The organism is Rhodobium gokarnense (genome assembly GCF_025961475.1).
Classification (GTDB): Bacteria; Pseudomonadota; Alphaproteobacteria; order Rhizobiales; family Rhodobiaceae; genus Rhodobium; species Rhodobium gokarnense.
In genome coordinates this window covers 237,269-258,589 of the sequence record NZ_JAOQNS010000003.1, presented here as the reverse complement: position 1 = coordinate 258,589, position 21,321 = coordinate 237,269, and the positions used below count along the sequence as shown (strand labels likewise).

The 21,321-nt window shown below is 66.2% G+C and carries 24 protein-coding genes; 14 read left to right on the top strand and 10 right to left on the bottom strand.

What is annotated here, in order from left to right; genetic code table 11:
- Position 1: 1 nt before the first annotated feature.
- The 10 genes from M2319_RS06430 to M2319_RS06385 all read right to left on the bottom strand — a co-directional run bounded on the left by M2319_RS06430 (position 2) and on the right by M2319_RS06385 (position 6,817).
- Positions 2–2,158, bottom strand: a complete 2,157-nt coding sequence (locus tag M2319_RS06430) for a heavy metal translocating P-type ATPase (RefSeq protein WP_264600622.1) — start codon at positions 2,156–2,158, stop codon at positions 2–4.
- A gap of 55 nt (positions 2,159–2,213) precedes the next feature.
- Positions 2,214–2,669 (bottom strand): hypothetical protein, encoded by a 456-nt coding sequence (locus M2319_RS06425; RefSeq protein WP_264600621.1) that lies wholly within the window; start codon positions 2,667–2,669, stop codon positions 2,214–2,216.
- A complete protein-coding gene (locus tag M2319_RS06420) occupies positions 2,666–3,004 on the bottom strand; it encodes a hypothetical protein (protein WP_264600620.1) in 339 nt (112 codons plus the stop codon). Before M2319_RS06420 ends, M2319_RS06425 begins: the two co-directional genes overlap by 4 nt.
- A 6-nt stretch (positions 3,005–3,010) precedes the next feature.
- Positions 3,011–3,751 (bottom strand): hypothetical protein, encoded by a 741-nt coding sequence (locus tag M2319_RS06415; RefSeq protein WP_264600619.1) that lies wholly within the window; start codon positions 3,749–3,751, stop codon positions 3,011–3,013.
- A gap of 1 nt (position 3,752) precedes the next feature.
- Positions 3,753–4,049, bottom strand: a complete 297-nt coding sequence (locus M2319_RS06410; protein WP_264600618.1) for a hypothetical protein — start codon at positions 4,047–4,049, stop codon at positions 3,753–3,755.
- Positions 4,046–4,438 (bottom strand): hypothetical protein, encoded by a 393-nt coding sequence (locus tag M2319_RS06405; protein WP_264600617.1) that lies wholly within the window; start codon positions 4,436–4,438, stop codon positions 4,046–4,048. The genes M2319_RS06410 and M2319_RS06405 overlap by 4 nt, the downstream gene beginning before the upstream one ends.
- Before the next feature lie 13 nt (positions 4,439–4,451).
- A complete protein-coding gene (locus tag M2319_RS06400; RefSeq protein ID WP_264600616.1) occupies positions 4,452–4,784 on the bottom strand; it encodes a heavy-metal-associated domain-containing protein in 333 nt (110 codons plus the stop codon).
- A gap of 98 nt (positions 4,785–4,882) precedes the next feature.
- Complete coding sequence (locus tag M2319_RS06395; protein WP_264600615.1) at positions 4,883–5,287, bottom strand: HMA2 domain-containing protein; 405 nt, start codon at positions 5,285–5,287, stop codon at positions 4,883–4,885.
- 252 nt (positions 5,288–5,539) lie between these two features.
- Positions 5,540–6,331 carry a DUF4198 domain-containing protein gene (locus tag M2319_RS06390; RefSeq protein ID WP_264600614.1) on the bottom strand — a complete coding sequence of 264 codons (792 nt, stop codon included), beginning with the start codon at positions 6,329–6,331 and terminating at the stop codon, positions 5,540–5,542.
- Between the two features lie 171 nt (positions 6,332–6,502).
- Positions 6,503–6,817: a hypothetical protein gene (locus tag M2319_RS06385; RefSeq protein ID WP_264600613.1), complete on the bottom strand. Its 315-nt coding sequence runs from the start codon at positions 6,815–6,817 to the stop codon at positions 6,503–6,505.
- 184 nt (positions 6,818–7,001) lie between these two features.
- Here M2319_RS06385 and M2319_RS06380 point away from each other — a divergent pair, with 184 nt between their 5' ends.
- The 14 genes from M2319_RS06380 (at position 7,002) to ureC (ending at position 21,163) form a co-directional block, all read left to right on the top strand.
- On the top strand, positions 7,002–7,262 hold the full coding sequence (locus tag M2319_RS06380) for a FeoA family protein (RefSeq protein WP_264600612.1): 261 nt from the start codon (positions 7,002–7,004) through the stop codon (positions 7,260–7,262).
- A complete protein-coding gene (gene feoB / locus M2319_RS06375) occupies positions 7,249–9,771 on the top strand; it encodes a ferrous iron transport protein B (RefSeq protein WP_264600611.1) in 2,523 nt (840 codons plus the stop codon). Before M2319_RS06380 ends, feoB begins: the two co-directional genes overlap by 14 nt.
- A 3-nt stretch (positions 9,772–9,774) precedes the next feature.
- The gene (locus M2319_RS06370) at positions 9,775–10,038 is read left to right on the top strand and encodes a hypothetical protein (protein ID WP_264600610.1); all 264 of its coding nucleotides are present in this window, start codon (positions 9,775–9,777) and stop codon (positions 10,036–10,038) included.
- A 118-nt stretch (positions 10,039–10,156) separates the two neighbouring features.
- Positions 10,157–10,765 carry a hypothetical protein gene (locus tag M2319_RS06365; RefSeq protein ID WP_264600609.1) on the top strand — a complete coding sequence of 203 codons (609 nt, stop codon included), beginning with the start codon at positions 10,157–10,159 and terminating at the stop codon, positions 10,763–10,765.
- Positions 10,766–11,136: 371 nt separating this feature from the next.
- Positions 11,137–12,435 carry an urea ABC transporter substrate-binding protein gene (urtA, locus tag M2319_RS06360; RefSeq protein ID WP_264600608.1) on the top strand — a complete coding sequence of 433 codons (1,299 nt, stop codon included), beginning with the start codon at positions 11,137–11,139 and terminating at the stop codon, positions 12,433–12,435.
- A gap of 119 nt (positions 12,436–12,554) precedes the next feature.
- A complete protein-coding gene (urtB, locus tag M2319_RS06355; RefSeq protein WP_264600607.1) occupies positions 12,555–14,168 on the top strand; it encodes an urea ABC transporter permease subunit UrtB in 1,614 nt (537 codons plus the stop codon).
- Positions 14,165–15,313 (top strand): urea ABC transporter permease subunit UrtC, encoded by a 1,149-nt coding sequence (gene urtC, locus M2319_RS06350; protein WP_264600606.1) that lies wholly within the window; start codon positions 14,165–14,167, stop codon positions 15,311–15,313. Before urtB ends, urtC begins: the two co-directional genes overlap by 4 nt.
- A gap of 9 nt (positions 15,314–15,322) precedes the next feature.
- The gene (urtD, locus tag M2319_RS06345; protein ID WP_264600605.1) at positions 15,323–16,081 is read left to right on the top strand and encodes an urea ABC transporter ATP-binding protein UrtD; all 759 of its coding nucleotides are present in this window, start codon (positions 15,323–15,325) and stop codon (positions 16,079–16,081) included.
- Positions 16,082–16,262: 181 nt separating this feature from the next.
- A complete protein-coding gene (gene urtE, locus M2319_RS06340; protein ID WP_264600604.1) occupies positions 16,263–16,958 on the top strand; it encodes an urea ABC transporter ATP-binding subunit UrtE in 696 nt (231 codons plus the stop codon).
- On the top strand, positions 16,958–17,902 hold the full coding sequence (locus M2319_RS06335; protein ID WP_264600603.1) for an urease accessory protein UreD: 945 nt from the start codon (positions 16,958–16,960) through the stop codon (positions 17,900–17,902). The genes urtE and M2319_RS06335 overlap by 1 nt, the downstream gene beginning before the upstream one ends.
- Before the next feature lie 26 nt (positions 17,903–17,928).
- Positions 17,929–18,231, top strand: a complete 303-nt coding sequence (locus tag M2319_RS06330; RefSeq protein WP_111435783.1) for an urease subunit gamma — start codon at positions 17,929–17,931, stop codon at positions 18,229–18,231.
- Between the two features lie 227 nt (positions 18,232–18,458).
- The gene (locus M2319_RS06325; protein ID WP_264600602.1) at positions 18,459–18,764 is read left to right on the top strand and encodes an urease subunit beta; all 306 of its coding nucleotides are present in this window, start codon (positions 18,459–18,461) and stop codon (positions 18,762–18,764) included.
- Between the two features lie 148 nt (positions 18,765–18,912).
- Positions 18,913–19,407, top strand: a complete 495-nt coding sequence (locus M2319_RS06320; RefSeq protein ID WP_264600601.1) for a GFA family protein — start codon at positions 18,913–18,915, stop codon at positions 19,405–19,407.
- A 43-nt stretch (positions 19,408–19,450) separates the two neighbouring features.
- On the top strand, positions 19,451–21,163 hold the full coding sequence (ureC, locus tag M2319_RS06315; RefSeq protein ID WP_264600600.1) for an urease subunit alpha: 1,713 nt from the start codon (positions 19,451–19,453) through the stop codon (positions 21,161–21,163).
- The last annotated feature ends 158 nt before the right edge of the window (positions 21,164–21,321 follow it).

The following is a 21,321-nucleotide window of genomic DNA, read 5'->3' as shown; positions in this document are numbered from 1 at the left end:
GCTAATTTTTCTCGGCCTTGAGATCCAGCGTCTGTTTCGCCGGCGGCGCCAGTTGCGGCTTGGCGCCCTTCAGAGCCTTCAGCAATAGCCCGACCGTGGTGCCGTTGTGGAGGACGGCGGTGGTGATCGGCGACAGGAAGCCGGCGAGGGCGCCGGCGAGGATGCCGGTGTTGATGCCGGCGGCGAGTTTGAAGTTGGTGTCGACCAGCTTCATGGTCTGGCGCGAAATGTCGATGGAGGCGGCGAGGAGTTCCAGCCGGTCTTCCAGCAGCACCACGTCGGCGGAGGCGCGGGCGATCTCCGCGCCGCGCGGCATGGCGATGCCGACATCGGCCGTGACGAGCGCCGGGCCGTCATTCACGCCGTCGCCGACGAAGGCGACCTTGTGGCCTTCGCCCTGCAGCGCCTCGATGACGCCGGCCTTGCCCTCCGGCTCCATGCCGGCGTGGACCTCGGTGATGCCGAGTTCTTTCGCCAGCGCTGCCGCCTTTACCTCGTTGTCGCCGGTCAGCATGACGATGCGCCTGATGCCGAGGTCGCGCAGCTTCGAGACCTCACGGGCGGCGTTGGCCCGGACCCGGTCCTCCAGGCCGATGACGCCGAGCGGGGCGCCGTCGGCGGCGACGTAGAGCAGGGTCTTTCCCTCCTTCGACAGCCGCTCGATGGTCTCGTCATAGGGCGCGAACGAGATGTTCTCGTGGTCTTCCAGGAAGTGGCGACTGCCGATCTGGATGTCGCCCGCCCCGCGCACCTTGCAACGCATGCCGTGGGCGACGAGGTAGTCCACCTCGCCGTGGTCGATGTGGTTGAACTTGTCCTCGTTGGCGCGGCGCACGATCGCCTCCGCGACCGGGTGGTGGGCGTGCTCCTCGATGGAGGCGGTCATGGCCAGCAGCCGCTTCGGGGTCCAGTGCTTCGTGTCGAAGACGAGGACGTCGACGACGTCGAGTTCGGAATGGGTCAGCGTGCCGGTCTTGTCGAAGACGAAGGCATCGACGGCTGCAAGCTGTTCGATGGTCTGACCGCCCTTGATCAGGAGGCCGGAGGTCGCGGCGTTGTACATGCCGGACTTGAAGGCGAGCGGCGTGCCGAGCTTGATGGCGCAGGAATAGTCGACGAGGAGTACCGACTCCAGCCGGGTGAGGTCGCGGGTCAGCGAATAGACGGCAGCGCCCGTACCGAGCGTGAGATAGACGCGCTTGTCGGCGAGGGCGGCCGAGACGCGCTGGGTTTCCGAGGTCTGGTCGAGGGCCTGCTCGATGAACTTGGAGACCCGCGCCGTCGTCGTCTCCTCGCCGACATGGCGGGCCTCGATGGTCAGTCGTCCGTCCTCCACGACCGAGCCGGAGATCACCCGGTCCATCGGCTCCTTTCGCACCGGCTCCGACTCGCCGGTGATGGAGGCCTGGTTGACGAAGGCGTTGCCGCGCAGGACGAGGCCGTCGACCGGGATGCGCTCGCCGACGCCGACGACGACGCGGTCGTTCTCCCTGATGTCGGTATCGGCGACGCGGGTGAGCTTGCCGCCCTTTTCCACCCAGGCATCGACCGGCTCCGGGCGCAGCAGGTGGCGCAGCATGTCGTCGGATTTCTGGGCCGTGGTGCTTTCCACATAGCCGGCGAGTTTTAGGAGGAACTCGGTGGTGTTCGCCGTCAGGTACTCGCCCTTTGCCGCGGTGAGGCCGATGGCCAGCGCATCGAGGGTTTCCACCTTGATGCCGCGGGTGGCCGCGGCGGCGCCATTGACGAGCGTGCCGGAGATGTTGAGGAAGGTGAGAGCGGCCTTCGCGGTGGGGCCAAGGAACGGCAGCAGCGCGATGAGGGCGCCGTTGGCGATCAGCGGGGCGAGGTCGGCGACCTCGGAGGCCCGGCCGGAGGCCGTCTTCGGCAGCGTCTCGCCGGAAAGCGCCTTCAGCCGCCTGAGGAGCGCGTCGCGAACCTCGCTTCGGCCGTCATAGGCGATGACCAGGCTGGCGGCGCGGTCGTTGATCCTGACGCTGGCAACCCCGTCCTCCGATTCCAGCATCACCTGCAGGAAGCCGAAATTGACCCGCCGATCCCTCAGCAGCGGCAGCTTGAAGCGCAGCCGCCGCGGCGTCTCGTGGACGAGGCGCAGGCCATTGGTAGCGGTCGCGGGCGGGGGAGAGACCGCGTTCATTCAGCGAGCCTTCCGATACGCGGATCAGGGGCGATGCTCGGGGTGGAGCCGGAGATCAGTCCGAGCCCTTTTCCGCCTGGACCTCGGCCTCGGCGTCGCGGAAGCGTTCCTTGACCTCCTCAATGCCGCCCTGCAGGAAATCCCAGGCCCGGACCGAGCCCTTGATGACGGCGTTCTGGACCTTGGGGTTGGTGAGGATATAGGCCGCGGCCGCGCCGATCAGCGCGCCCTTGATGAAGCGCTCGGTGGAGGGCGAGAACATCGTCGATTGCTGCGGGGCCATGGCGCCGTAGCCGTAACCCTGGGGATAGGCGGCGTAGCCGACGGCGCCGCCGGCAAGCGGATAGCCGCCATAGGGCATGTTGCCATGGCCCTGCATCGCCTGGCCCTGATAGGCCTGCCCCCCGGTGCCCTGACCGCCATTGCCCTGGCCGCCATTCATCTGGCCGGCCTGGCCCCACTGGCCCTGGCCCGGATAGGCGCCGCCCTGAGGATTGCCCTGGTTGCTCATTTCTCGTCACCCGTTTTCTCATTGGCGGACTTCGCCAGGTAATACATGACCGCGGCACCGGTGGTGATGGCCGCCGCAGTCGGCAGGACGCCGTTGCCGCCGAGCGCGCGCGCCGCGACATCGGCAGCGGCCGCTGCGGCGCCGGCAAAGAAGGCGGTGCGCGCGGTGTCGCTGAGGGCCTCCTGGCGCGTCATCGTGCCGGCGCGGTAGGCCGGGATGTTACGCGCGGCGGCGCCTGCTCCGCCGATCATGACGCCGATGGTGCCGGCGCGAAGGGCGGGATAGCCCGGCCGCATCTGGGGGCCGAAATAGGCTCGCGGATAGTATCCGTGCATCGGCGTCTATTCCTCGCTCTTGTCGTCGGTGGCGTCGTCGCCCTTGGAGGCGAAGGCGCCGAAGATCGCCTTCTTGACGTCGTCATTGGTGAGAATGAGCACGGCGGCGGCGCCGACGGCGGCGCCCTTCAGGAAGTCGCCATTGCTGAAATCGATGTAGCGCGACAGCGCGGCGAGCGGATTGCCGCCATTGGTCAGCTCGTTGAGGAGGTTGTGCATGCCGGTTACGCCGCCCTGGCTGCCGGCCTGTCCTCCCTGGCCGCCGCCATGGCCCATTCCGCCCTGGCCGCCCATGCCGCCTGCGCCCATGGACCCCTGGCCCATGCCGGGATCGAAGCCGCCCATGGCAGGTCCGTATCCTTGGGGGCCGTAGCCTTGCGGGCCGTAGCCACAGGGATCGGCCGGACCGTAGCCGGCAAAGCCTTGCGGCCCGCCCATCGGCGGCATCGGGGCATAGCCGTAGGGCCAGCCACTCTGTGGGCCGAACGGGGGCGCGCCATAGGGACTCGGCTGCGGCGGCATCTGCGGGCCGCCCATCGGCTGGAATGCCTGGGGCCCGTAGCCTTGCGGACCGGTGTCGGCAGCGCCGTCAGCGCCCGTGGGGCCGCCGAAGGCCTGGCCGGCAAACCCTTGTCCGCCAAAGCCCTGTCCGCCGAAGCCCTGGCCGCCGAAACCCTGTCCCTGGAAATTGAAACCGCCGTCGCCGGCCACCTGACCGGTCTCCGGCCCCTTGTTCTGGTCGCTCATTCTATTCAGCGCTCCCTGTCGCCGGTTTGCGTGGCGCGCGTTTCGGCGTCGTCCTGGTGCTCTTGGCCCGGCGTGCGGTGCTCTTGGCCGCGGACGCCTTTGTCGTCTTGTCCTCGTCCTTTGCCGGCGTATCGCTTGCCGGCTCGTCCGGTTGCGGCGCCGGCTCGCCGGTCTTGCGGGCGAAGGCGCCTTTCAGGACGAGAACGGCGGCGGCGCCGACGAACATGCCGCCGAGGCCTTCAAGGATGTTCTTCTTCACGCCGTGGCGGTGGCCGCCGAAACCGTTTTCGCCGCTCATTTGCCGCCTTCCGTCTTCTTTGCCGGATCGAGCCGGTCGGCCAGGACCTCAAGGCCGTAATAGGCCGCAACGCCGCCGGCAAAGAGCATGCCGAGGCGGGCGATGCCCTCATCTGTCACGGCGCGGGCGGCGACCCCGGAGATCGCGGTCGCCGCGCCGGCCAGAACCGCGCCGCGGGTCGTCTCAAGGGTCATGTCCCATTGCTGGATCTCGCCGCGGCGGACTTTTCTGAGGCCGCTTGCCGCCGCGATCGAGCCGCCGACCACGGCGCCCATCAGGGCGAGCCGGACAAGGTCGGCGCAGACGTCGCCGGAGGCCGGCTGCGGCGCCGGATAGGGGACGGCCGGCACGCCTTGTCCGGCGTATGGCATCTCGGGGTGGTAGGTCATATGTATTCGGCCTTCATGCATCGGCGAGGTCGAGCCGCCGGCGGATTTCCGCCTCGATCGCCGGACGGTCGGCGGTCACGATCTTCGACCACAGGTCGGGCGGAAACGTCTTCGGATCGTAGGTGACGGTGGCCGAGCCCGCGGCCCGGTTGATGCGCACGGCGGTGATGCCCTCAAGGCGCGCCAGAAGGGCCTCGACCGTGCCGGCGGACAATTTCGGCCCGCTCGCCAGCGCTTTCAGGGAAACGGACAACCGGATGCGGCCGGGAATATGGTGGGCGATCCTCAGCATCGGCCGGATCCGCCAGAAGGCGGCGATGAGGTCGGAATCGGCAGGCTCATTCATTTGGTGATTCGTAGTATTCACTGAATAAGCGGGCAACGCGCAGAATCGCACATTGTCAGGATTGCTAGGCAGGGTTTCGGCCCTGCCGCGATCCGCCGTTAGCGGGCGATGCGGGAAAGCTTCAGGAGCGTCAGCACCTTCGGCTCGACGGTCGACTTGACGACGGTGCCGACGACGGCGCTGACCAGCGTCCGGGTGACGGTCTCGCCGATCAGCTTGGAGGAGCCGCCGAAGTTGACGGTGCGCGGTCCGGTCCGATTCGGCGTCTTGTACTCGGCCGAGCAGCCGAGGCCGTCGAGGGCAGCCAGCAGCGTGTCGCGGTCGGTGATCTCGCCGTCGTAGCCGAGGATGATGCTGCCCGATTGCGGGTTGGTCCGGATCGAGCGCACGCCCGGCACGTCTTCCATGGCAAGTGCGATCTCCCGCAGCTTGGCCGCGTCGGCGCGCATCGTCTTGCAGCGAACCCGGAGGCGGCCCGGGACGTGGTGGACGTATTGGCTCATGGCGATCTCCCCGTTTCCGGTCGCCGCCACATATGTATAAGGGATAATGCATATGCGATTGCGATCCATTTGCATTTATGCCGGTTCCGGAGCCCGATTGCAACCCGTTTCGGACAACGAAGGTGGCGGGAGGGGCAGTTGCTCCGGATGGCAGGTGGGGTCCTTCCGGGCCGGAAAAAATGCCCCGCCGGAGGGAGAGGTCCGGCGGGGCGGTCCGCGCATCGCGAGCGTGCGCGATCCTCAGGATCGGCGCTACTGAAGCGTGCCGGCGTTGATCCACAGGACGGCGTCCTGGGAGAGTTCCTTGCCCTCGTGCTCCTTGTCCGGACCGGAGCCGAGGCAGGCAAAGCCCCATACACCGGCGCGCGGGATGCCGAAGGTGAACATGCCGTTCGGATCGGTGATGGCGACGATGGCGCTCGCCGGCACCGGGCCCTTCGCCTCCTTGGCAAAGGCGTTGCCGTCCATGTCGATCTCCGGGTTGATGTATTCGATCTCGCATTCGGCGCCGGCGACCGGCTTGCCCTCGGCGAGGAGCTGGCCGGTGAAGGTGCCGCCGGCATAGGTCTGGTAGGGCTTCGTCAGCGGCACGATCTCGGTCGCAAGGCCGAGCGGCTCGTTCCACGAGGTCGGCATGGCGCCCTTGTTCACATAGGCCTTGGCGATCTGCTGGATGTAGATGTCCTCGCTGCCCTCGTAATAGGGTGCCGGCGTCAATGCGAAGACATAATCGCCGTTGCGGCGGACCTTGTAGGTGGTCTCATAGGCCTTGGCGTCGTTGTGGGCGCCGGTCCAGGTGATCTCCTTCAAGGTGTCCTTCAGGTCCGTGGTCTTGCCCTTGAAGGTGACGGTGAAGGCCTCGGGCAGCCCCATATCCATGACATGGCCGTTTTCCATCGGGTGACCGAAGACCAGCTTGAAGGGGATCTCCGCCGGGTTCTCCAGCATCACCTCGGGGGTATAGACGAGCTGGAAATGGGCGTGGGCGGTGCTCGCCGCGCCGACAAGGACGGCCGCGGTCAGGGCGACAACAGAAGCTCTCATTGGGTCAGACTCCGGTTCTTTTCTCGGTGGTTGGTCGTGGGTGTACGTCATTTCCGGTGCGCTTTTCGCGCGCGCGAACGGCTCCGGCGGCGGTGACGCCGGTGCAGTCAGCCGATCTGGTTGGAGGGGGCGTCGCCTCGGTGACGAGGCGGCGTTATGGGACGGATGGCGTTATTCGACGATGTCGCTGCCGTCGATCTCGATCTCGTGGCCGGGGCCGGCGTCGAACAGGACCTTGTAGTCGCCGTCCGGCTTCTTGAACTCGAACTCGGAGTTCTCGCTCATCTTGCCGTCCAGCACGACCTTGCCGGAAGCATCGAAGACCTTGACCGGGACGCCGGACGCGGAGGAGCCGTCGGAGAAGCCGCCTTCGCACAGGACCGTGCCGTCGCCATTGTCGTAGCAGGAGCACAGCGGCGTGTGCGCGGCGGCGCTGCTCGCGGCAAGGGTTGCAGCCGCGACAAGGAGGGGGACGAATGCGCGCATATCAGGCTTCCTTCTTTCTGCAAATAAGACGCAATACCAGGATATGGTGTATCCTAGACGGGCCGTCGGAGCCTGCAAATGCGACCGAATGTCATTTGACGATATGCTAATGGTCTGACTTTAATCGGAACACCGGCTGCTTTTTTTCCGGTGCGGCCGCGGCCGCCGTCGATCGGATGTTTTGATGCTCCATACGCCTGCCGTTTCCTTTCTGTCCCTCAACGACATCAAGCCCGGATGCCGCGTGCGCATCCGGCGCCACCATTCGGGCGGGGCCGTGCGGCAGCGGCTGATGGATCTCGGCCTGATGCCGAATGTGGACGTCGTCGTGGTGCGCAGCGCGCCGCTCAACGATCCGATCGAGCTCAAACTCGAGGCGGCAAACGTCTCGTTGCGGCGCCAGGAAGCGGCCACGATCGAGGTTTTCGACAATGACGAAGAGTGACTTGCTGGTTGCGCTCGCAGGCCAGCAGAATGCGGGCAAATCCACCCTCTTCAACGTGCTCACCGGGGCCCGGCAGCACGTTGCCAACTATCCCGGCGTCACCGTCGACAAGAAGTACGGCGTCTATCGCGATGCGTCCGGCAAGGTCACCGCGGTCGACCTTCCCGGCACCTACAGCCTGACCTCGTTCTCGCTGGAAGAGCGCGTCGCCCGCGACTTCCTTCTGACCGAAAAGCCCGACGTCACCGTCAATGTGGTCGATGCCTCGAACCTGACGCGCTCGCTGCACCTGACCCTTCAGCTCACCGAAATGGGGCTGCCGACGGTGCTGGCGCTCAACATGATGGACGTGGTGGAGCGGCGCGGCACCAAGATCGATCGCGACCTCCTTGCCGAGCGCCTCGGCGTCCCGGTCGTCGCCACGGTCGGCCGCAAGGGCGAGGGCCGCGAGGCCCTGCGCTCCGCGATCCGCACCGCTTCGGGGACGGAGGCGACGACCCGTTGTGCGGTCGACTACGGCGACCTGGAAACCGACATTTCCGCGCTTGAAGCCGCGCTGGCGCGCCACGAGGCGCTCGCCGACCTGCCGCGGCGCTGGCTGGCACTGAAGCTGCTTGAAGACGACAGGCGCGCCCTGGAAATCGTCCGCGAGCGCCTCGCGGGGAACGCCGCCGACGCACTGATCGCCGATGCCGCCCTTCGCGCCTCCGCCTTCGTGACGGCCAGGGGCATCGACGTTCCTGACCACGTCGTTGCCTGCCGCGACCGGGCGGTGCGGGCGCTTCTCGACGGGGTCTTTGCGGCGGGCACCAGGGAAACCGGCAGCACCGTCACCGAACATATCGACCGCTTCGTGCTCAATCGCTTCGCCGCGCCCCTGTTCCTCGTCTTCACCGTCTTCATGATCTACCAGGTGGCGATCGTCTGGGGCTATGAGCTCACCAACTACACCTGGCCGCTGCTTGCCCATACCCGCGAGTTCATCGCCGGCCTGCTGCCCGACGCCGGCTTCCTCACCGATCCCTACACCCGCTCCATGGGGCTGTGGCTGGTCGATTCGGCGAACACGCTCCTCAACTACGTGCCGATCTTCCTGATCCTGTTCGCGCTGATCGCGATGCTGGAGGATTCCGGCTATATGGCGCGGATCGCCTTCATCCTCGACAAGGTGCTGCACCGCTTCGGGCTGCACGGCCAGAGCACCCTGCCGCTGATCCTCGGCGGCGTCTTTGCCGGCGGCTGCGCCGTCCCAGGCGTCATGGCGACCAAGGGCATTCCCGACAACCGGGCGCGTATGGCGACGATCTTTGCCGTGCCGTTCATGAACTGCCTCGCCAAGGTGCCGCTCTATACGCTGCTGCTCGGCATCTTCTTCGTCGAGAACAAGTCGCTGATGATGTTCTACATCTCGACGATCACGGTGATTTTCGCGCTCCTCGTCTCCAAGCTCCTGACCAAGACCGTGCTCTCCGGCCAGGAGACCTCGCCCTTCGTCATGGAACTGCCGACCTATCACCTGCCGACCGTGAAGGGGGTGGTGCGCCGCGCCGTCGACCGCACGTGGCTCTACGTCAAGAAGGTCGGCACCATCGTCATTGCGGTCGCCGTCGTCGTCTTCACGCTGCTGCAGTTCCCAGGCCTTTCCGACGAGCGCTGGGCGCATTTCGAGGCGGCCGGCAACGAGGCGATCGCCACGTTCCAGGACGCGATGGAGGGCAACGCCTATGCCGATGTGGCGACCGGCGGCAACGTCGTCGCCCTGATCAACTTTTCCAACGACTACAAACGGGCAAAGCTCAACGCCAGCGGCGCCTCCGCTTCCAGTGCCGTCAACGACAGCTTCGAGGCGGCCAACCCGGCCTTTTACGCGCTGGTCCGCCCGCCGCGCGGCGACGCCGACGCCAAGGCGGCGAGCCGGGCGCTGCGCAGCCTCGTCTCGACCCGCAAGACCCTGCGCCGGGAAATGAAGGAGGAGCGCATCCGCTCCTCGCTGCTCGGCTCGATCGGCCGCGGCATGGAACCGGTGACCCAATTCGCCGGCTTCGACTGGAAGATCAACGTGGCCCTCCTGTCGTCCTTTGCGGCCCGGGAATCGAGCGTTGCCACCCTCGGCGTCTTGTTCCAGCAGGACGAGGACCAGAATGCCACGCTGGAGACCCGGATGGGGGCCGAGACCACGGCGGCCGGCGCCACCGCGCTCCTTGCCGTTTCCATGATCCTCTTCTTTGCGCTCTATCCGCCGTGCCTGGCGACAACCGTCATGGTCAAGATCCAGACCGGCTCCTACAAGTGGATGATGTTCTCGATCCTGTTCCCGACCGTGCTTGGGCTGACCGTTTCCAGCGCCGTCTATTCGATCGGCATGGCGACCGGGGCGAGCGGCATAGAGGCGATGACGGCGGTCTATTTCGGCTCGCTGGCGCTGCTGATCGTCGTCGGGCTGTTCGGCCGGCGCCGGCGCAGCGCGTTCCTGCCGACGATCGCGCACCGGCCCTCGCTGAGGACCTGACCCATGGCCGGCGAAACGACTGCCAGCACCGGGATGCCCGCCACCGGCGGCATCATCCGGGAGCGCCACGAGGCGCAGGGGCTCCTCGACTATGCCGTTCTCGGCCTCATCGTCGGTGCCGCGCTCTTCTATCTCTATCGCCGGCTCTGGCGCCGGCGCGGCGACTGCGGCGGCTGCGGCACCAAGGGCTGCCAGATGAAGCCGGTCGCCGACCGGGCCGCCATGTCGCGGGTCCTGGAAGACGACGGCTACAGGACGAAGGGATGACGACCGGCACACCCACGGCAGGGCATCCCGTCCTCCTCGCGCTCGGCGGTCTTTGCGGACCGATGGCCGTGCTGTTGTCGCCGCCGGGCTACGAGCGCCGAGACGGATGAGGCCGGAGATGGCGGCGCGATTCTTTCGAAAGGCAACGCCGCCCGAAACGCTCCTCGTCATCGGCGTCCACCGCGACGAGCGTGCCTTCGGCGAGGCGGTGGCAAAGCGCCTCGATCCAGCCCGCTTCGGGGTCCTCAGGATCGCCGAAGGCATTTCCGGCATGCGGCCGCAGCCGGAGGAGCGCGAGGCGTTCCTGTTGCGACACGGCGCGCTCTACGGCCAGATCCTCGATCATCTCGAGCCGTACCACCGGTGTCTCATCGACCTGCACAGCGGCATCGATCCGCAGGGCCTCCATGCCGATGTCTTTTCCGGCGATCCGGCAACGCTCATGCGGATAGGCGGTGCGGCGGCGGGGCTGGCGGCGCCTGTGCGCTGCATCCAGCTCGTGGCCGACACCGCGGCGGATGCGGGCGATGCACAGGCCTTCCCGGTGGCGCTGGCGGAAATCCCGCAGGCGATCTGGCGCCAGGAGCGCTTCGCCTATCTCGGCATCGAGGTCTATCTCGCCGCGCCCGGTGCGGGCACGCAGGCCGAGGCCGCGTTCGCCGAGCGGCTGATCGAGGCGGCCGTGCGCTCCCCCCTGCCGAACGGGTCCCGCGCCGCGGCGCCGTAACGCGATCTGCCTTTCTTTGCGGCACGGATGGCGCGGAGTGCTCGAAAAGGCGAACGCCGGCCCGGCCCTTCCGCCCGCACTCGACAGAATCCGTTGTTTTTGAGACCGATGGCCCGGCATACGAGCATGTCTAATTTATGCGCATTTCCTTACATGCACATTCGTTAGGCGGCTCTACGGGTTTTTGCACAAGCTTTACCGGCACCACCGAGGGGCAATCTTGCGGAGACGCGCGCGGTAAAAGCGCAAAAAGCGGCAAGAAAGATATATTTAATAAACGGTTAAGAGTTACCGCCGGCCCGCCCCCGCGGATGGCATGGCGGTTGCTATCTCCGGGTCTTGGTAACAGCCAATTCTTTCTGGAGGGATACATGTCGCACTTTTCATCCGCCCTTACCCGGACCGCGGCGGCGCTCGCGGTCGGTGCGGGCCTTGCCTTTGGCACGGCGGCCCATGCCGCCGACACCATCAAGGTCGGCATTCTTCATTCGCTTTCCGGCACCATGGCGATCTCCGAGACCACGCTCAAGGACGTCATGCTGATGCTTATCGAACAGCAGAACGAGGCGGGCGGAGTGCTCGGCAAGCAGCTCGAGGCGGTGGTCGTCGATCCGGCGTCCGACTGGCCGCTGTTTGCGGAAAAGGCGCGTGAACTGATCTCCAACGAACAGGTCGCGGTGGTCTTCGGCTGCTGGACCTCGGTGTCGCGCAAGTCCGTGCTGCCGGTGTTCGAGGAGCTCAACAGCCTCCTCTTCTATCCCGTCCAGTACGAGGGCGAGGAAAGCTCCAAGAACGTCTTCTACACCGGCGCCGCGCCGAACCAGCAGGCGGTTCCGGCCGTCGACTACCTGATGAAGGAAGCGGAAGTGGAGCGCTGGGTGCTCGCCGGCACCGACTACGTCTATCCGCGCACCACCAACAAGATCCTCGAGGCGTACCTGAAGGCAAAGGGCGTCGCCGAGGAAGACATCATGATCAACTACACGCCGTTCGGCCATTCGGACTGGCAGACGATCGTCGCCTCAATCAAGGAGTTCGCCTCCGCCGGCAAGAAGACCGCCGTCGTCTCGACCATCAACGGCGACGCCAACGTGCCGTTCTACAAGGAACTCGCCAACCAGGGCATCAAGGCCGAGGACATCCCGGTCGTCGCCTTCTCCGTCGGTGAGGAGGAACTCGCCGGCCTCGATACCGCGCCGCTGGTCGGACACCTGGCCGCCTGGAACTACTTCCAGAGCGTTGAAAGCGACGAGAACGACGCCTTCGTGGAAGCCTGGAAGGCCTACACCGGGAACCCGGACCGCGTTTCCAACGACCCGATGGAAGCCCATGTGATCGGCTTCAAGATGTGGGTCGAGGCGGTCGAGAAGGCCGGCACCACCGACACCGACGCGGTCGCCGACGCCATGATCGGCATCTCCGTGCCGAACCTTTCCGGCGGCACCGCCACCATGATGCCGAACCATCACCTGACCAAGCCCGTGCTGATCGGCGAGGTGCAGGATGACGGCCAGTTCGAGATCGTCTGGGAGACCCCGGGCACCGTCGTCGGCGATGCCTGGTCGGACTACCTGCCGGGCTCCAAGGACCTGATCTCCGATTGGCGCAAGCCCATGTCCTGCGGCAACTTCAACGTCGCCACCGGCAAGTGCGGCGGCCAGGGCGAATAATCTTTTCTCCCCTGCGGCGGGGGTTTTCTCCCGCCGCTTCGAAACATCCGGGCAGGGGCTCCAGTCGTCCCTTGCCCGCCTTTCCGCCAAAGGGCTCTGCATAGAGGACGTCCCACGGCATGTCCCGCCTTTTCCCGGCCATTCTCGCCCTCGTCTTTCTGGCGCTCGCCAGTGCCGTTCCCGTCGCGGCGGCGGAGGCCGATCTGGCGCCGCTGGTGCAGGCATTTTCCGACCGGAAATACGATCCCAAGGTCGAGGCGATCGAAAAGCTCGGCGCCTCCGGCGACATGCGGGCCGTCGCCATCCTGAAGGCGCTCGGCGACCGCAATCTCTACTATCGAAAGTCCGACGACCGGGTCGTCCTCGGCAAGGAAACCGCCGAGGGGATGGCGATCAGCGATCCCGTCACCGGCGAGGATCTCGGCGTCCTGTCCGAACGGGCGCTCAGAAAGGTCCGGCTCAACAACCGCATGCGCCGCAACATTTCGGCCGCCATCGGCACGCTTACCTTGATGAGCCCCGACGCGGCGATCCGCGCGGATGCCGCCGAATCCATCTTCCAGAGCCGCGACGACGACGACCTGGAAACGCTCGATGCCGCCCTTGCCAAGGAGACCGACCCCGACGTCAAGCGGGCGATGGAGCAGGCGCGGGCGGCCATCGTGCTTGAGAACGGCGGCTCGGACGAGGAGCTGATCGCGGCCATCGACGTGGTCAAGAGCCGCGGCGACCGCGACGCGCTGTCCGTACTGACCGGCATCGCCAGCGGCGACGGCCCGGTCGCCGAGGCCGCGAAGACGGCGGTCACCGGCATCGAGAACCGGCTGGAACTCTGGGGCGCCGCCCAGAACGTCTTTTACGGCCTCAGCCTCGGCTCCGTCCTGTTGCTCGCCGCCATCGGCCTTGCCATCACCTTCGGCGTCATGGGCGTCATCAACATGGCCCATGGCGAGATGATCATGATCGGCGCCTATGTGACCTTCATGGTCCAGGAGCTGATCCGCACCTCCGCGCCCTGGCTGTTCGACTATTCCCTCTTCATCGCCCTGCCGCTCGCCTTCCTGATCGCCGGCCTCGTCGGCATGGCGATCGAGCACGGCGTCATCCGCTTCCTCTACGGGCGGCCGCTGGAGACCCTGCTCGCCACCTGGGGCATCAGCCTCATCCTCCAGCAGGCGGTGCGTTCGATCTTCGGGCCGACCAACCGGGAGGTCGGCACGCCCGACTGGATGAGCAGCTTCTTCAAGCTCGGCGAGCTGACGCTGACCTATAACCGCGTCTACATACTCCTCTTTTCCTTCGCCGTTCTCGCGCTCCTGATGCTGGTGATGCGCTACACGGCCTTCGGCCTGCAAATGCGCGCCGTCACCCAGAACCGGCCGATGGCCGGCTCCATGGGCATCCGCACCGGCTGGGTCGACAAACTGACCTTCGGGCTCGGCTCCGGCATTGCCGGGATCGCCGGCGTTGCGCTCAGCCAGATCGACAATGTCAGCCCCAATCTCGGCCAGTCCTACATCATCGACTCATTCATGGTCGTCGTCTTCGGCGGCGTCGGCAATCTCTGGGGCACCCTCGTCGGCGCCATGACGCTCGGCGTCGCCAACAAGTTCCTCGAACCCTATGCCGGCGCGGTGCTGGCCAAAATCTTCGTGCTGGTCTTCATCATCCTCTTCATCCAGAAGCGCCCGCGCGGTCTCTTTGCCCTCAAGGGCCGGGCGGTGGAGCAATGATGTCCGGGCTCCTCCTCAAATCGCTCGACCGCTATGCGGTGGCGTTCTTCGTCCTGCTGGCGGCCGTCGCCGTGCTGGTCCCGCTCGCCAATCTGACGCTGCCCGCCGGCCATCCGCTGCATGTCTCGACCTATGCGGTGGCGCTCATCGGCAAATATCTCTGCTATGCGCTGCTTGCCCTCTCGGTCGACCTGATCTGGGGCTATGTGGGCATCCTCAGCCTCGGCCACGGCGCGTTCTTTGCCCTCGGCGGCTACGCCATGGGCATGTATCTGATGCGCCAGATCGGCTCGCGAGGCGTCTATGGCAATCCGGTGCTGCCGGACTTCATGGTGTTCCTCGACTGGAAGGAACTCCCCTGGTTCTGGTACGGCTTCGACCAGTTCTGGTTCGCCATGGTGATGGTCGTCGTGGTGCCGGGATTGCTCGCCTTCGTCTTCGGCTGGTTCGCGTTCCGCAGCCGGGTGACGGGCGTCTATCTCTCCATCATTACCCAGGCGCTGACCTTCGCGCTGATGCTCGCCTTCTTCCGCAACGACATGGGCTTTGGCGGCAATAACGGCCTCACCGACTTCAAGGATATTCTGGGCTTCAACCTGCAGGCCGATTCGACCCGCGCCGGGCTGTTCATCGCCTCGACGATCGCGCTCGGCCTCGGCTTCCTCGTCTGCCGGATGCTGGTGCGCTCGCGGCTCGGCCAGGTGCTGATCGCCATCCGCGATGCGGAATCCCGTACCCGCTTCCTCGGCTACCGGGTCGAGGCCTACAAGGTCTTCGTCTTCACGCTGTCCGCCGCTATGGCCGGGGTCGCCGGTGCGCTCTACGTGCCGCAGGTCGGCATCATCAATCCAAGCGAATTCGCGCCGGCCAACTCCATCGAGGTCGTCATCTGGGTCGCCGTCGGCGGCCGGGGGACGCTCTTCGGCCCGGTCATCGGCGCGGTGCTCGTCAACTACGCCAAGACCTATTTCACCGGCGCGCTGCCGGATGCCTGGCTGTTTGCGCTGGGCGGGCTCTTCGTCTTCGTCACCCTGTTCCTGCCCCAGGGCATCGTCGGGGCGGTGCGCCAGGGCTGGGGCAAGGTCTCGCGCCGCAAGCGATCCGGCGACGAACCAGTCAAGCCCGCCTCCCAGGCGGCGGAATAGGAGGGCGCGATGACCAGCGAACAGCTTGCCGCCGGCTCGATCCTCTACCTCGACAACGTCACCGTCAGCTTCGACGGCTTCAAGGCGCTGAACAATCTCTCCTTCGTCGTCGCGCCGGGCGAGATGCGGGCGATCATCGGCCCGAACGGGGCCGGCAAGACGACGATGATGGACGTCGTCACCGGCAAGACGCGACCCGACGAGGGCGACATCCTGTTCGCCGGCCACACGGACCTGACGAAGCTCGACGAGGCCGACATCGCGGAACTCGGCATCGGGAGAAAATTCCAGAAGCCGACGGTGTTCGAAAGCCACACCGTGCGGGGCAATCTGGAACTCGCCCTGAAGACCGACCGGCGCGTCTTCAACGTCCTGTTCGGGTCGAGCCGCGCGGACGAGGCGGAGCGGATCGACGAGATCCTGGAGACCATCCGCCTCAAGGATCGGCGCGACTGGCTCGCCGCCAATCTCAGCCACGGGCAGAAACAATGGCTGGAGATCGGCATGCTGCTCGCCCAGGAGCCGAAGCTCCTCCTCGTCGACGAGCCGGCGGCCGGCATGACCGATGCGGAGACCGCGGAGACAGCCGTGCTCCTGCGCGAGATCGCACAGGAGCAGTCGGTGGTGGTCGTGGAACACGACATGACCTTCGTGCGTGACCTCGGCGTCAAGGTCACGGTGCTGCACGAGGGGCACGTTCTGGCCGAAGGCTCGATGGATGATGTCAGCAACGACGAGAATGTCATCGAGGTTTATCTGGGGCGGTAAGAGGGAGGCGTGACGATGACATTGGCGAACGCATTGCCGTCATTGCGAGGCGCCGAAGGCGCCGCGGCAATCCAGGGGCCGCGGGCTCCGAGCGTGCCGCTCTGGATTGCCGCGCTCGCTTCTCTCGCTCGCAATGACGATAGGTCGGTGAAATTGCAATGCGTTCTGGTGGGTTCATAGAATGCTTGAGGTCCAGAAAATCGATCTGTTCTACGGCGCAGCCCAGGCCCTCTGGGAGGTGTCGCTGACGGCGGAAAAGGGCAAGGTCACCTGCCTGCTCGGCCGCAACGGCGTCGGCAAGACGAGCCTGTTGCGCGCCGTCGTCGGCCAGCATCCGGTGGCCAATGGCGACATCGTCTGGAACGGCAAAAACCTTGCCGGCATGCGCCCGCCCGAACGGGCGCGGGCGAAGATCGCCTATGTGCCCCAAGGGCGCGATGTCTTTCCGCTGTTGACGGTGAAGGAGAACCTTGAGACCGGCTTTGCCGCCCTGCCGCGCTCGGAACGCAAGATCGACGAGGAGATCTATGAGCTCTTCCCGGTGCTGAAAAGCATGCTGGGCCGTCGCGGCGGCGACCTTTCCGGCGGCCAGCAGCAGCAGCTGGCGATCGCCCGTGCCCTCGTCACCAAGCCGGAATTGCTGGTGCTCGACGAGCCGACGGAGGGCATCCAGCCGTCGATCATCAAGGACATCGAGCGGGTCATTGCGCTGCTCAGAGACCGCGGCGGCATGGCGATCCTTTTGGTGGAACAGTATTTCGAATTCGCCCGCGACCTTGCCGACAGCTTTGCCGTCATGGACCGCGGCGAGATCGTCGTTGCCGGCGAGATGGGCGCGGTGCCGGAGGACGAGATCCGGCGCCACCTGACGGTCTGATGGCGCTTGCCCGTCGTGACGCAGCCGTCCGCGCTGTGCTAGGAGTCGGAACCTTCTTTCCTCCGGTTCCCGCCATGGCCGCCGCGATTCCCGAACTACCCGAGCGTTCCTTGCCCAGAGCCCAGCGCTCCGCCGGCACGGCGCGGATTGCGTTCAAGCGGCGCGGGGAAAAAACCGTCATCGACGACCTCTTCCAGTCCGGATGCATGAAGGCGCGATTTCCGCGCAGTTTTGGGGACGCAGCCGAAGCCGTCCTCATCAACACCTCGGGCGGGCTCACCGGCGGTGATCAGATCGGCTCGGAGGTGACTTGGGGCGAAGGCACGGTGGCGTCCGTGACCTCGCAGGCGGCGGAAAGAGTCTACAAGGCGTCGGCAGACGTGGCGAATGTTGAAACGCGCCTGACCGTTGCCGACGATGCCCTCGGCCTCTGGCTGCCGCAGGAAACGATCTTTTTCGACGGCGGTGCGATCCGGCGGACCACCCAGGCCGATGTCGCCGAAGGCGGGCGGCTACTCGCGACCGAGTCCCTCGTCTTCGGGCGTCGCGCCATGGGCGAGGTGGTGGAAATCGGCCTCGTTTCCGACGGCTGGCGCATTCGCTTTGCCGGCAAACTGGTCTTTGCCGACCGCTTCGCCATCGACGGGCCGATCGGCGCGACGCTGAGGCGCCCGGCGATCGCCGGCGGCGCGCGTTCTATCGCGACGCTGCTCTATGTGGGCGCCGACGCCGAGGCGCGTCTTGCGACCTGGCGGGAGCTGACGGCGGGGCTGTCGTCGAACGCCGCCTGCAGCCGCATCGGCCCGGTTCTGGTCACCCGCATCGTCGGCGACACCGGCGATCAGTTGCGGCGCGATCTGCAGTTCCTGCTGACCGAAGTTCTTGCTAGTTTTGCCGACAGCGGCGCAGGCGGGCTCGGCCTGCCCCGCGTCTGGGCGTGCTGACGGCTTTTTTGGATGGAGTTTTAGACGTGAACCTCACACCACGGGAAAAGGACAAGCTCCTCATCAGCGTTGCGGCGATGGTCGCGCGGCGCCGGCTGGAGCGCGGCGTCAAGCTCAACCATCCGGAGGCGGTGGCGCTGATCAGCGACTTCGTCATGGAGGGCGCGCGCGACGGCACCAGCGTCGCGGACCTGATGGCCGCCGGCGCCGGCGTGATCACGCGCGAGCAGGTGATGGACGGGGTGGCGGAGATGATCCACGACGTCCAGGTCGAGGCGACCTTCCCCGACGGCACCAAGCTCGTCACCGTCCACGACCCGATCCGCTAGGAGGAGTCGGTGCTCGACCATTCCGCCATCCTGCAGGCATGCGCATCCTCTCAGGCGTCATTGCCGGGCTTGACCCGGCAATCCATTGGGCCTTTCCGTCTTGCCGCTGACTCACGATGGACCACCGGGTCAAGCCCGGTGGTGACGCCGTGTGTTTGGGCCTTTGCCGGTGCGTTCATGCGAAAGCCGGTGTCCCCTTTCCCTGCCATCCACTCCAGGAGACAGCCATGATCCCCGGAGAAATCATCGCCGCGGACGGCGAGATCGAACTGAACGCCGGCGCGGCGACCGTGACGCTGACCGTCGCCAATACCGGCGACCGGCCGGTGCAGGTCGGCTCCCACTACCATTTCTTCGAGACCAACCCCGCGCTCGACTTTGACCGCGATCAGGCCCGCGGCATGCGGCTCGACATCGCGGCCGGGACGGCCGTGCGCTTCGAGCCCGGCCAGTCGCGCGACGTGACCCTGGTGCCGCTTGCCGGCAAGCGCGAGGTTTATGGCTTCAATCAGAAGGTCATGGGGGCGCTGTAGTGGGCTCTGGTTCGTCCGTCATTGCGAGGAGGCGCCAGCCGACGAAGCAATCCAGAGCAGCTTCGGCGTGCTGCACCGCCGTCTGGATTGCCGCGGCCGCTTCGCGGCCTCGCAATGACGCCGTGAAAAGACCGAAGGGAGGCCGGCCATGCCGATGACGCTTAAAGGCTCCTGCCATTGCGGCGCCGTGCATTTCACGGTGGAAAGCCAGACGCCCTATCCCTACCAGCGCTGCTACTGCTCGATCTGCCGCAAGACCGGCGGAGGCGGCGGCTATGCCATCAACATCATGGGCGATGCGGCAACGCTGACGGTCGAGGGTGAAGCCTCCATCGGCATGTTCCACGCCAGGATCCACCGCGAGGACGGGTCCTGCGAGGTCAGCTCCGGCGAGCGGCGCTACTGCACCAAATGCGGCTCGGCGCTCTGGGTTTCTGACGACGCGTGGCCGGACCTCGTCCACCCCTTCGCTTCTGCCATCGACACCGACCTGCCGACCCCGCCCGAAAACGTCCACATGATGCTTTCCTCCAAGGCCTCCTGGGTGGAACCGCAGATCGGCCCGAACGACCAAGTTTTCGACGTCTATCCGGCGGAATCGATCGAGGACTGGCACCGGAGCCGGAGCCTCTGGATCGACTGATTTTTTGTTTTCAAGGAACACCTTCCCGAAGGGACGATAAGAAATGCCCGCAAAGATCTCCCGCGCCGCCTATGCGGCCATGTACGGCCCGACCACCGGCGACAAGGTGCGGCTCGCCGACACCGACCTCTTCATCGAGGTGGAAAAGGACCTCACCACCTATGGCGAGGAAGTAAAATTCGGCGGCGGCAAGGTGATCCGCGACGGCATGGGCCAGAGCCAGGTGACGCGGGCGGGCGGCGCCATGGACACGGTGATCACCAATGCGCTGATCGTCGATGCCACCGGCATCATCAAGGCCGATGTGGGCCTGAAGGACGGGCGCATCGCGGCGATCGGCAAGGCCGGCAACCCGGACATCCAGCCCGGCGTCGACATCGTCATCGGTCCGTCGACCGAGGCGATCGCCGGCGAGGGCAAGATCCTGACCGCCGGCGCCTTCGATGCGCACATCCACTTCATCTGCCCGCAGCAGATCGAGGAGGCGCTGATGGCGGGCGTCACCACCATGCTCGGCGGCGGCACCGGCCCGGCGCACGGCACGCTCGCGACGACCTGCACCCCCGGCGCCTGGCATATCGGGCGCATGCTGCAGGCGGCGGACGCCTTCCCGGTCAACCTTGCGCTTTCCGGCAAGGGCAATGCGTCGAAGCCCGAGGCCCTCGTTGAGCAGGTCGAGGCCGGGGCGTGCTCCCTGAAGCTGCACGAGGACTGGGGGACGACACCGGCGGCGATCGACTGCTGCCTGTCCGTCGCCGACGACATGGACGTGCAGGTGATGATCCACACCGACACGCTCAACGAGTCCGGCTTCGTGGAGAATACGGTCTCCGCCTTCAAGGACCGCACCATCCACGCCTTCCACACGGAAGGCGCCGGCGGCGGCCACGCGCCGGACATCATCAAGGTCTGCGGCAAGCAGAACGTCATTCCCTCCTCGACCAATCCGACGCGGCCCTACACGGTCAATACGGTCGACGAGCATCTCGACATGCTGATGGTCTGCCACCATCTCGATGCCTCGATCCCGGAGGACATCGCCTTTGCAGAAAGCCGCATCCGCAAGGAGACGATTGCGGCCGAGGACATCCTCCACGACATGGGCGCGTTCTCCATCATCGCCTCGGACAGCCAGGCGATGGGCCGGGTCGGCGAGGTGCTGATCCGCACCTGGCAGACGGCCGACAAGATGAAGAAGCAGCGGGGCCGGCTGCCGGACGAAACCGGCGACAACGACAATCTCCGGGTCAAGCGGTACATCGCCAAATACACCATCAACCCGGCCATCGCCCACGGCATGTCGGCCCATATCGGCAGCGTGGAGGTCGGCAAGCTGGCCGACCTGGTGCTGTGGTCGCCGGCCTTCTTCGGCGTCAAGCCGGACCTTGTCGTCAAGATGGGAACGATCGCGGCGGCGCCGATGGGCGACCCGAACGCGTCCATTCCGACGCCGCAGCCGGTGCACTACCGGCCGATGTTCGGCGCCTTCGGCCGCTCGCTGACGGCAAGCTCGGTCACCTTCGTCTCCGGCGCGGCTGTTGCTGCCGGGATCGGCGAGACGCTGGGGCTTCAGAAGGAGCTGGTCGCCGTCTCCAACACCCGCGGCGGCATCTCCAAGGCCTCCATGGTGCTGAATGCGGCGACGCCGGACATCGAGGTCGATCCGGAGACCTACGAGGTCCGCGCCAACGGCGAGTTGCTCACCTGCGAGCCCGCCGCGGAACTGGCGATGGCGCAGCGGTATTTCTTGTTCTGAGGACCAGAGGCAGCGGAGAGCAGTGGCGACCATGACAAAATTGCGTGCCGCAATGGCCCACGGTCGGTCAGCAAAGGCTCTTGCGCTCCGTCCGCATCCTGCTCGGCGTCACCACCGGGCGTCGACCCGGTGGTCCATGATGACGAGCGGCAAAAACC